At 42.4% G+C, this 12,302-nt stretch carries 10 protein-coding genes; all 10 read right to left on the bottom strand.

Annotated features, from left to right (window positions below):
• Positions 1–4: 4 nt before the first annotated feature.
• Positions 5–1,402: a 3-isopropylmalate dehydratase large subunit gene (gene leuC, locus EWE74_RS12410; protein ID WP_130141848.1), complete on the bottom strand. Its 1,398-nt coding sequence runs from the start codon at positions 1,400–1,402 to the stop codon at positions 5–7.
• 85 nt (positions 1,403–1,487) lie between these two features.
• On the bottom strand, positions 1,488–2,969 hold the full coding sequence (gene ilvC / locus EWE74_RS12405) for a ketol-acid reductoisomerase (protein ID WP_130141847.1): 1,482 nt from the start codon (positions 2,967–2,969) through the stop codon (positions 1,488–1,490).
• A gap of 37 nt (positions 2,970–3,006) precedes the next feature.
• Entirely contained in the window at positions 3,007–3,474 is a 468-nt protein-coding gene (locus EWE74_RS12400; protein WP_130141846.1) for a DinB family protein, read from the bottom strand.
• Positions 3,475–3,488: 14 nt separating this feature from the next.
• Entirely contained in the window at positions 3,489–4,079 is a 591-nt protein-coding gene (gene ilvN / locus EWE74_RS12395; RefSeq protein WP_130141845.1) for an acetolactate synthase small subunit, read from the bottom strand.
• Between the two features lie 12 nt (positions 4,080–4,091).
• Entirely contained in the window at positions 4,092–5,834 is a 1,743-nt protein-coding gene (ilvB, locus tag EWE74_RS12390; protein ID WP_130141844.1) for a biosynthetic-type acetolactate synthase large subunit, read from the bottom strand.
• 24 nt (positions 5,835–5,858) lie between these two features.
• Entirely contained in the window at positions 5,859–7,559 is a 1,701-nt protein-coding gene (gene ilvD / locus EWE74_RS12385; protein ID WP_130141843.1) for a dihydroxy-acid dehydratase, read from the bottom strand.
• Positions 7,543–8,433 carry a branched-chain amino acid transaminase gene (locus tag EWE74_RS12380; protein ID WP_130141842.1) on the bottom strand — a complete coding sequence of 297 codons (891 nt, stop codon included), beginning with the start codon at positions 8,431–8,433 and terminating at the stop codon, positions 7,543–7,545. Before EWE74_RS12380 ends, ilvD begins: the two co-directional genes overlap by 17 nt.
• A gap of 321 nt (positions 8,434–8,754) precedes the next feature.
• Positions 8,755–9,003 (bottom strand): ATP synthase F1 subunit epsilon, encoded by a 249-nt coding sequence (atpC, locus tag EWE74_RS12375; protein WP_130141841.1) that lies wholly within the window; start codon positions 9,001–9,003, stop codon positions 8,755–8,757.
• Positions 9,004–9,016: 13 nt separating this feature from the next.
• Positions 9,017–10,519 (bottom strand): F0F1 ATP synthase subunit beta, encoded by a 1,503-nt coding sequence (gene atpD / locus EWE74_RS12370; RefSeq protein ID WP_130141840.1) that lies wholly within the window; start codon positions 10,517–10,519, stop codon positions 9,017–9,019.
• Positions 10,520–10,853: 334 nt separating this feature from the next.
• A complete protein-coding gene (locus tag EWE74_RS12365) occupies positions 10,854–12,263 on the bottom strand; it encodes a calcineurin-like phosphoesterase C-terminal domain-containing protein (RefSeq protein WP_130141839.1) in 1,410 nt (469 codons plus the stop codon).
• Positions 12,264–12,302: the final 39 nt, after the last annotated feature.

The raw sequence follows: 12,302 nt of genomic DNA, 5'->3' as shown, positions 1-12,302 counted from the left end.
CTTCTTAAATCAATTCTCGAATGTCCACAATCTTACCGCTGACAGCAGTAGCAGCAGCTGTCAAGGGGCTAGCAAGCATCGTACGTGCATTTGGACCCTGTCGGCCTTCAAAGTTTCTGTTAGAAGTGGAAACACAATATTTTCCCGCTGGGATTTTATCCTCGTTCATTCCCAAACAAGCTGAACAACCTGGTTCGCGAAGCATAAAACCTGCTTCCTCAAATATTTTGTCTATGCCTTCTTCTTTCGCCTGCGCTTCTACTTGTTTAGAGCCAGGAACAATCCATACCTCTACATTATCAGCTTTTTTCTTGCCTTGTACAAAAGAGGCAACAGCCCGTAGATCCTCAATACGGGAGTTGGTGCAAGAGCCGATGAAAACATAATCTACGGGATGCCCTAATAATGTTTCATTATCACGGAAGCCCATATAGTCCAATGCTTTTTTGTAGGACGGACGCTCTGATTCGGGTTGATCGGCGGTTGCTGGAATGGCATCAGAAATACCAATTCCCATTCCTGGGTTTGTTCCGTAGGTAATCATAGGCTGAATATCGGCGGCATCAAATTCCAATACGACATCGAATTGTGCGTCTTCGTCAGAATATAATGTTTGCCAATAGGCAAGGGCTTCATCCCAGTCTTCTCCTTTAGGAGCAAACTCCCTACCGTGAACATAATCGAATGTCGTTTGGTCCGGAGCGATAAGTCCACCACGGGCACCCATTTCTATACTCATGTTACAGACCGTCATCCGACCTTCCATACTTAACGAGCGAATAGCTGAACCCGCAAATTCTACGAAATATCCTGTACCACCCGCTGCGGTTGTTTTGGAGATGATGTATAAGACGATATCCTTCGCGCCTACGCCTTTTTCCAATTCACCGTTAACTTCGATTTTCATCGTTTTGGGTTTTTGTTGCAATAGACATTGCGTGGCAAATACCTGCTCTACTTGCGATGTTCCAATTCCAAATGCAATAGCACCAAAAGCACCATGCGTAGAAGTATGGCTGTCTCCACATACCATTGTTTTTCCTGGTTGGGTAATACCTAACTCCGGGCCGATAACGTGGACGATACCTTGATAAGGGTGTCCTAGTCCATATAGTTCAACGCCGAACTCTTTACAGTTTTTGGTCAACATATCCACTTGATAGCGTGAAAGTTCTTCCTGTATTGGAAGATGTTGATTGAGCGTAGGTACGTTATGATCGGCAGTGGCCACTGTTTGATTCGGACGAAAAACGGGTATTCCTCGTTTCCGCAATCCGTCGAACGCCTGAGGTGAAGTTACCTCATGAATCAAATGTGTATCGATGTACAAAATATCAGGGAAGCCCTCTTGACGTTTGACAACGTGCGCATCCCAAATCTTCTCTACTAATGTTTTTCCCATTTCTCTCTTCTTTAAGTAACAAAGTAATCAGTGACTGTATAGGTAACTTTTACACATCACTGATTACTCATCACTCATCACTTAATTATACAGTTTTTATAACCTTCATCGCCGTCATCGCTTTACGTAACCTAACGCCTACGGTTTCTACAGGGTGGTTACGTAAGATCTCGTTAACTTGTACAAGCTGAACGTTGTCAACGGAGCCGTCTTTTCCTTCATTGAAGTTTTTGCCAACTAAATCAGTGTCTACTTTTGTCATGAAATCAGCCAATAGCGGTTTACATGCTTGATCAAATAAGTAACAACCATATTCAGCAGTGTCGGAAATGACCCTGTTCATTTCGAATAATTTTTTACGCGCAATGGTGTTTGCAATCAAGGGCGTTTCATGCAACGATTCATAATAAGCAGATTCTGGTTTAATACCTGCATCCACCATCGTTTCAAATGCTAATTCTACCCCTGCTCTCACGAAAGCAACCATTAACAAATAATTGTCAAAATATTCCTGTTCGCTGATTTTTACATCACCGGCAGGTGTTTTTTCAAAAGCAGTTTCACCCGTTTCTGCTCTCCATTTTAATAGATTAGCATCTCCGTTTGCCCAGTCTTCCATCATGGTTTTGCTAAATTCGCCCGACATGATATCGTCTTGATGTTTTTGGAATAATGGACGCATGATGTCTTTTAGTTCTTCCGATATTTGGAAAGCTTTGATTTTTGCTGGGTTGGACAGCCGATCTAGCATGCCACTTACGCCACCATGTTTCAAGGCTTCTGTGATAACCTCTACACCATATTGTACTAATTTCGAAGCGTAACCTGGATCGATACCTTTTTCTACCATTTTATCAAAAGATAAAATAGAACCGGTTTGCAACAAACCACAAAGGATAGTTTGCTCGCCCATTAAGTCGGATTTAACTTCGGCTACGAAGGAAGACTTTAGTACACCTGCACGGTGTCCACCTGTACCCACACAATACGCTTTTGCGTAAGGCCAGCCTTTACCTTCCGGATCATTTTCTGGGTGTACCGCAATTAAAGTAGGAACACCGAAACCTCTTAAATATTCCGCACGGACTTCAGAACCCGGACATTTAGGTGCTACCATGAGAACCGTAATATCTTTACGTATCTGCATACCTTCTTCCACGATATTGAAACCGTGCGAATAGGATAGAGCAGCTCCTTGTTTCATCAAGGGTTGAACAGCATTGATAACCGATGTATGTTGTTTATCAGGTGTTAAGTTAATTACTAAATCTGCCGATGGAATCAATTCTTCGTAAGTTCCTACGTCGAAGTTATTATCTGTGGCATTTTTCCAAGAATCTCTTTTTTGTTCAATAGCTTCTTTACGTAATGCATAAGAAACGTCCAATCCGCTATCTCTAAGGTTTAAGCCTTGGTTCAAGCCCTGCGCACCACAACCTACGATTACGATTTTTTTACCTTTTAAAGCATTAACGCCATCTGAAAATTCCTTTGAATCCATAAATTCAGCGTGTCCCAATTGATTTAACTGCTCTCTAAGAGGTAATGTGTTAAAATAATTTGCCATTGTTTTTGTTATTATAATACGTTTGTTTTTGATTGATTTATTTTTTAATTATTCTCCGTTGAGCTATTGCGTAGCCGAAGTGTGTATTGTCATGGCCCACCGTTGTGATTAGAAGCTCTTCGATATTGTTTATGAGCACGCCAAAAGTGGAGGTGTCAAAAGGCACGATTTTTTCAAAAATTCCTGTTTGGTAATCTTCCTGTAGCTTTTGAATAGTGGAAATAGCCAGTTGCTTGAGCTCGTTTACTTCTTCTATCGAGACAAAATAGGCGGGCTTGGAGCCTTTTTTATAAGCATCTAAATATTTGACAGTTGATGTGTCAGAACGGATACCAGTTCGTACATAGCAAAGCGTTTGTGTGCTCACGACGATGTGCCCGAAGTTCCAGATGATATTGTTATTAAACCCTTCCGGAATTTGATTAAGTTCGTCTAAAGTGAGTTCATCCAATAAACGGATGAAAGCGTTACGGCTATCTATGATAAATTTAAAAGTTTCTTTCATTTTTCTTTCCATTTCTACATCGTAAACACTTTCTCCTGCTGATCGAGATATTCATTTTCCACGATTTCCGGAGCAGGTTCTTCGCGTTCAAACTGTTTTATTTTTGTATGGAATCCAGCACTATCCTTGATGATGGCAATACGAGCACCACGTACAAATTCAATGAGACCATATTCGCCCAAGGCTGCTGTCAGACGGTCGATTTCTTCCCTATGGCCTGCGGTTTCAAATACGGTGTAATCATGACGGATTACCACGGCAGAAGCACCATATTCCCGAAGCAAGCGTTCCACAGATGCTTTCTCTGCAATGATTTCTGTTGGAACTTTGTAAAGGGCTTGTTCTTGCCAGATTAATTCTTCATCGGTATTGTAATAAGCTTTTAAAACTTCCACTTGTTTTTCGATCTGTCGGCATAACTTGCGGACCACATCTTCGCTTTCATTAATCAAAATGGTGAAACGGTGGATGCCTTCTACCTCTGATGGAGAGGTGTTCAAGCTTTCTACATTGATTTTTCTTCTGGAAAAGATACCAGAGATGCGCCCTATCATACCGATAGAATTCTCTGTGTATAACGTAATCGTATATTCTTGTTTTTCCATTTTTTTTACTTTTTACTTTAAACGTATTTCCGATACAGATGCACCCTGTGGAACCATAGGGAAAACATTGTTTTCCTTGCCGACCATAATCTCCAATAAGTAAGATCCATCATGGTCAAGCATAGTCTTCAATGCATTGTGTAGATCTTTACGTTCGGAAATTTTGTTTCCTTCAATATGGTATCCGTTTGCTACGGCTACAAAATCCGGACTCGTGATGTTGACAAAAGAATAACGTTTGTCATTAAATAACTGCTGCCATTGACGTACCATACCTAGAAACTCATTGTTGAGAATAAGGATTTTGACCTTTGCACCGAATTGCATGATCGTTCCTAGTTCTTGGATTGTCATTTGAATTCCGCCGTCTCCAATGATCGCAACGACATCACGCTCTGGGGCTCCATACCATGCGCCAATAGCGGCAGGTAACCCAAATCCCATTGTACCTAATCCTCCAGAAGTGACATTCGACTTTGATTTATTGAATTTTGCATAGCGACAAGTAACCATTTGGTGTTGCCCCACATCGGTTACGATAACCGCATCACCCCCGGTTAATTCATTCAAAACCTTAATCACTTCTCCCATCGTCATGATATCTGACGTCGGGTTCAATTCATCCTGAATGACTTCTTTAACTTCCTTTTTCGCTAATTCACGGAATTCCGCTAGCCAAGCGCTATGATCATGTTTTTCGATCAGTTGCGTCAACATTGGAAGGGTCTCTTTACAATCGCCCCATACGGGTACATTGGCTGTTACATTTTTGTCGATTTCGGCGGGATCAATATCCAAATGAACGATTTTTGCCTGCTTCGCATATTTGTCCAATCGACCGGTTACGCGGTCGTCAAAACGCATCCCAACGGCGATCAATACATCACATTCATTGGTCATGACATTGGGTGCATAATTCCCGTGCATACCGAGCATACCAACATGCAACGGATGATCCGTCTCCAATGCACTCAATCCCATGACGGTTGTTGCTGCTGGAAAACCACCTTTTTCGATGAAGTCTTTTAGATCCTGTTCCGCCTTACCCAAAATGATACCTTGTCCAAACAGTACGAAGGGTTTCTTCGCTTGGTTAATGAGTTCCGCAGCCTGTTCTACATATTCCTTGCGCACGATCGGTTTGGGCCTGTAGCTACGAACGTGATCGCATTTTTCATAACCCTTATAATCAAACAATTGTATCTGTGCATTTTTGGTAATATCAATTAAAACGGGTCCGGGACGTCCGGTTTTTGCAATATAGAATGCTTTTGCCAATACACTTGGAATTTCCGTAGCATCAGTAACTTGATAATTCCATTTCGTGACCGGCGTTGTGATATTAATAACATCCGTTTCCTGGAAGGCATCCGTTCCCAACAAAGAAGCAAAAACTTGTCCCGTAATACATACGATAGGATTACTATCAATCATGGCGTCAGCTAGTCCGGTAACTAAATTCGTTGCGCCTGGGCCACTAGTTGCGAAAGCGACACCGACGCGTCCAGACGTGCGGGCATAACCTTGGGCCGCATGAATTCCACCTTGCTCATGGCGCACCAAGATATGATTAAGTTTATCGTTATAATCGTATAACGCATCGTATATAGGCATAATTGCCCCACCTGGATAACCAAATATGGTATCTACCCCTTCCTGAATCAAAGCCTCCAATACAGCTTGAGACCCACTTAATTGGGTTTTCGGAGCTGTTGACTCTTGTGGCTTCGATAGCGTTTTTTCCAGTGTACTCATTTTAATAGTATTGAGGTTTTTGATTTACAAATCTGTTACGCAGCCCTGTGATGCATTGGCTACGGTTTTCGCATATTTATATAATACACCTTTGTTTACTTTTAATGCCGGTTGTTTCCAGTTTGCCCGGCGAGTAGCAATCTCTTCATCCGAGAGATTTACATTGATGGTATTGTTTACTGCATCAATTTCAATGATGTCATCGTCATGAACGAGGCCGATAAGACCGCCTTCATAGGCTTCCGGTGTGATATGTCCTACGACGAACCCGTGCGTTCCCCCAGAAAAACGACCATCCGTGATCAGAGCGACGGATTTTCCAAGACCTGCCCCGATGATCAAAGCGGTTGGTTTCAACATTTCTGGCATGCCGGGCGCTCCTTTCGGTCCTTCGTTTTTGATGACGATAACATCGCCTGGTTTAACGCGTCCGGAAGCAACGCCTTTTGCTAAATCTTGTTCGCCATCAAACACGCGAGCCGTACCAGTAAATTTTTCTCCTTCCTTACCGGAAATTTTAGCGACCGAACCTTGTTCTGCTAAGTTTCCGTATAAGATTTGTAGGTGGCCGGTAGCTTTAATCGGCTTATCCAATGGCTGTACAATAGCTTGATCATATTCCATAATCGATTTAACATCTGCTAAATTCTCCGCTATGGTTTTTCCTGTAACCGTCAAACAGTCGCCATGCAATAACCCTTCATCTAATAGGTATTTCATGACGGCAGGCGTACCACCGTACTGTTGTAAATCTTGCATTAAGAATTTGCCCGAGGGCTTGAAATCTGCTAATACAGGAGTTTCGTCAGACATTCTTTGGAAATCATCCGGTGTGATATCGACACCTACTGCTTTACCTATAGCAATAAAATGCAATACCGCATTTGTCGACCCACCCATAACCACAATCACACGCATGGCGTTTTCGAAAGCTTTGCGCGTCATAATATCGGTAGGTTTGATATCCCTTTCTAAAAGTGTATGTATGTGTTTTCCTACTTCCAGACACTCCTTCTTTTTCTCCTCCGATATAGCTGGATTAGAAGAGGAATACGGTAAGCTCATGCCCAAGGCCTCAATAGCGGACGCCATCGTGTTAGCCGTGTACATCCCGCCACAGGCACCTGCGCCGGGACAAGTATGGCGGATAACACCGTCGTAATCCTCATCCGAAATTGTGCCCGCGATCTTTTTACCCAAGGCTTCGAAAGCGGATACAATATTTAATTCCTCACCTTTATAATGACCCGGTGCAATCGTTCCCCCATACACCATAATAGCCGGGCGGTTTAATCTACCCATCGCCATAATAGCTCCAGGCATATTCTTGTCACAGCCAGGAATAGCAACCACACCATCATAGTATTGGCCACCACAGATGGTTTCGATACTGTCTGCAATAACATCACGCGATACCAACGAATAGCGCATCCCTTCAGTACCGTTGCTCATACCATCACTTACACCAATTGTTCCGAATGTAAGCCCAACTAAATCGCTGCCCCAAATACCCTGTTTTACCAATTGGGCCAGATCGTTCAAGTGCATATTACAGGTGTTTCCGTCGTATCCCATACTAGCAATCCCGACTTGCGCTTTATCCATATCGGCATCGGTAAGCCCTATGCCATATAACATGGCTTTCGCTGCAGGTTGCGTTTCATCTTGTGTAAAAATACGACTGTACTTGTTCATGACACTTTTCTTGTCAGATGATGACTTCATAATTCTCTTCTTCTAAAACTAATTTTTTATATTTCCGCTGTATGGAAGCTCCGATAGTGTGCTCCCAGTCTTCTTTATAGATAATACCATCCACTTCCTTAATGCCGATGATTTCGGCTGCGGTACCGCATAGGAATGCACTATCCGCTTCATGGACGTCTTGAATAGTGAGTTTTTTTTCCACTACGTCAATATTTAAACCTTTGCACAATTCTATCACTGTTTGCCGTGTAATGCCCGGAAATATATTTCCTAACGGCGGCGTATAGAGCTTCAGATCTTTTTCAATAAATAGATTTTCACTCGATGCCTGGGCTAAAAAACCATCATGATCCAGCATAAGTGCCTCATCATATCCTTCACGTATAGCTTCACTTGACGCTAAAATGGCATTGATGTATTGGCCGGAAACCTTGGCTTCGATATGAAAAGACTTGGGATGAAGACGTTGAACTTTAGATGTGCAAACACGAAGGAGATTTTGCCCCAAATAGGGACCCCATTCCCATGCTGCAATCATGATATGCGCATCTTTTGCTGACGTAAGATGCATATTCGAGCCCGAAAACACAAGGGGACGTATATAGGCAGATCGCAGATTATTGGCTTCCAATAATGCGTACGATTTTTCTATCAATACTTGATTATCCCATGGGTAGGGGAGGTTGATGGCTTCACAAGAATGTTGTAGACGTATGAAATGTTCTTCCGCTTTGAAAATTCTGATACCATGATGTGTGCTGTATGCTCTCAATCCTTCGAAAGCGCCATATCCGTAATGCAACGATTGACCGAATAAATCTATTCCAGCATCTGTGGCTTTCACAAAATCGCCGTCCAAATAAATGTAAGTCTCCTGATTATAATACTGCATAGTGTCTCCCTCAATTTCACTAAGGTCAAGGTAGCGCTATTAAAAATTCTTTACAATAGCAAAACAAAGAATTTTAAAAAAGTTTATTGTTTCGAAAACACGGTTTTATTGAAATGTTATTTCAATAAATATTACAATTTCAATACTTAATTTTTGTCTTTGTAGACTAAAATTAAAATCGGTATAGTTTCTTAAAATGCTGTTTTTGCAGAAAAAGGGTAAAATTCTTCTTAAAACAGGTAAAAGTAGGCGGAAAGTTGAAAAAAATTGCCCACAGTTTATACCGTGGGCTATATTATTAAATGTTATTTTTTTAGCTTATTATTCTTCTATGATTCCCTCTGCTAAGACCGTAATATTATTGTCTTTTGCTTCGACGACACCGCCTTTGATAATGAAAACCGTATGGCCTTGTGCATTCCGAATAATAACTTTTCCATCTTCCAAAGTAGATACGATAGGTGCGTGGTCTTGCAAAATTTGAAAGGATCCAGCGCTGCCAGGTACCGTTACAGCCGTAGCGTCACCGTCGTATGCTAATTTATCTGGAGTAATAATCGTTAATTTCATTCTATCTCATCTATTAAACGGCTTCTGCTAATAACTTCTTGCCTTTTTCGATAGCCTCTTCGATGTTACCTACTAAGTTAAATGCAGCTTCCGGATATTCGTCTACTTCACCGTCAATAATCATATTGAACCCTTTAATCGTATCTTTGATATCAACAAGCACACCTTTTAAACCGGTAAATTGTTCTGCTACATGGAATGGTTGAGATAAGAAACGTTGTACACGGCGTGCGCGGTGAACGGTAAGCTTATCTTCTTCCGATAACTCGTCCATACCGAGGATAGCGATGATATCTTGAAGTTCTTTATAACGTTGCAAAATTTCTTTTACGCGTTGTGCTGTGTTGTAGTGCTCGTCACCTAATACGGCTGGTGATAAGATACGAGAAGTAGAATCCAACGGGTCAACCGCAGGATAAATACCTAACTCCGCAATTTTACGAGATAATACGGTTGTTGCATCCAAGTGGGCGAAAGTTGTCGCCGGTGCAGGGTCAGTTAAGTCATCGGCAGGTACATATACGGCTTGCACTGACGTAATAGATCCGTTTTTAGTAGATGTAATACGCTCTTGCATTAGACCCATCTCCGTTGCTAGTGTCGGTTGGTAACCTACAGCTGATGGCATACGGCCTAAAAGTGCAGATACTTCAGAACCCGCTTGTGTAAAACGGAAGATGTTGTCGATAAAGAAAAGTACATCACGTCCTTGTCCCTGTCCATCTCCGTCACGGAAATATTCCGCCACCGTTAGTCCGGATAATGCTACGCGAGCACGCGCCCCAGGAGGCTCATTCATCTGGCCAAAAACGAATGTACATTTTGAATCTTTAAGCAATTCATTGTCTACTTTGTCTAACGGCCATTCACCCTTTTCCATGCCCTCCATGAAATGCTCACCATATTTAATAATGCCTGATTCAAGCATTTCGCGCAATAGGTCATTTCCTTCACGTGTCCGCTCTCCAACACCTGCGAATACGGAAAGACCACCATGGCCTTTAGCGATATTATTGATCAATTCTTGAATCAATACTGTTTTACCTACTCCGGCACCACCGAATAAACCGATTTTACCACCTTTAGCATATGGCTCTAGCAGGTCGATTACTTTAATACCTGTAAATAATACCTCAGTTTCGGTAGATAATTCGTCGAATTTAGGTGGTTCGTTGTGGATAGGACGTCCGTTTGTCGTGTCCAAATCTTGGATACCATCAATGGCGCCACCAACGACGTTGAATACACGGCCTTTGATTTCTTCGCCAACAGGCATTTTGATCGGAGCACCCGTGTCAACCACTTTCATTCCGCGAACCAAACCTTCGGTTGCATCCATGGCGATAGTACGAACACGATCCTCACCTAGGTGTTGTTGAACTTCCAAAACGATGCGTTGACCATTGTCTTTTTCAATATACAAGGCATCATAAATTTTAGGAAGATTGTCATTGTCGGCGAAGTTGACGTCAACTACGGGGCCGATAATCTGCGCTATTTTACCAATATTGGGCATATTATAGGGACTAAATAATTATTAATCAATTTACAGCGAATGGTTTTATACATCCGCATTTTGGAATGCAAAAATAAACTATATCTTATTAAAAGCAAAACGCTTATTGATAATATTTTGTTTATTTTCTTTTTTGACCGCAAAAAAGAAACAAAAAGCTCGTCGCTGCAAATCTTTGAGGGGAGGGATAGTACTAAGGATGAATTCCTGCAACCTCAAAAATTTGATGCGTCCCCCTGCCCCGCACCTATCCCGCATCGAGAATAGTTTGGATGCGACCTTTAAAGGAAAAGAGGGATGTTGCAATTTTGTATAGTTCAATTGTATTGAGCGGTTAAGCGAGTTGAATATCCTCCGTATATTCATTACCAAAACGGTCGGTGACGATAATTTTCACTGTTTTTGCATCGGTTTGGGTGTAAAATAGATGATCTGTCCGTCCCGGTTCTATCCAACCCCTTCGTTCTTTGGGTAGCTCTTTTCCCTTATATAACGTAACAGCAAGTTCATCGAAACCCTTGGTTTGTTCCAGTTCACCTTTGGGAACTCCATCGGCGAGCCAAGTGACTTTCCATGCGGGGTCGTAATTCCATACGTTCACCATCACGCGGTTCATCCCACCACTGAGCTTTTGGACGCTGCTACGGAACTGGTAGTTGGAATCTTTACCGACGGATTTATAAAACCAGTTTACGGAGGTGCCGTTCACCTCAAAGACTCCGTATCCACGAGGTGTGCCGTCGGTACAAATCGGTCCTGCCCACCAGGCACCGCACAGTGTCGCATGGGTGTGTTCATAGATATGTCCGTTAACATTGTTGGCGTTCCGATGAGTATGGCCGGAAAGCACATGAATCTGCTGAAAGCCTTCGAGAAGGGCATACAGTTCATCCCGATTTTTGATGCTATTATAAATGGGGATGTGCACGCTAATGATCAGTACGTGGTCTTTAGGGACGTGCTGCAGATCTTTTTCCAACCAGGAAAGTTGTTCGGCACTGATATGGCCGTCGTATTGCTTGATGCGGGTGTAACGAATGGTGTCTAATACCACGTAATGTACTTTCCCTCGGTTAAACGAATAATAGGAGGGGCCAAAATGCGCTTTAAATAGTGCTGCATCATCGGATTCATTAGCGGTCACTTCCTGTTTGTCGTGGTTTCCGATTGTCTGAAAGAAGGGGATGCCTACCTTGCCTATTGTTTCTTTGTAATCTTGCCACAACTTTGGTGTGTCCCAAATGGAGTCTCCCAAACTGATGCCGTGAAATTTTTCCTTGGACATGGATGCGAGAAATTGTGCTATGTCCGGAAGCGATTCCTCCCTAAATTGGCGGGCATCTTCTTTATCCCGTATCTGCGGATCACCTAGGGCGAGGAAATAGTGGTGATTATCATTATATGCTGTCTTTTCCAGCTCAAAATTATAGTCGCCACTGTCGGGTAAACGGTAAATAGCCGCGAAACCATTCGCATTTTTCAAACTATAGCCCGATGGATTCGATAGGAAAATATGTTTCGCACTGTTGTGTACTTGTAGAGAATATCTTCCTCTTTTGTCGCTCACGGCCACATTATAGCCGTCGGACACCACCGCGTTGGCAATATTTCTTCGATGTGCTGTGATCCGTCCTTTGATTAACTTACCCTGATCTTGTGGCTGTATAACAGCAAAAGCTTTGCTCGAAACGTAGAGTCCGCCAATAAGTAGTCCGGATGATTTTATAAAACTTCTTCTGTTCATTTTTGGTTCATTTTATACCTATGCTATCTTTCTCCACCA

It is taken from the genome of Sphingobacterium corticibacterium, assembly GCF_004208525.1.
GTDB lineage: Bacteria > Bacteroidota > Bacteroidia > Sphingobacteriales > Sphingobacteriaceae > Sphingobacterium > Sphingobacterium corticibacterium.
The sequence above is the reverse complement of the archived record's forward strand: the minus strand, read 5'-3'. Positions and strand labels throughout refer to the sequence as shown.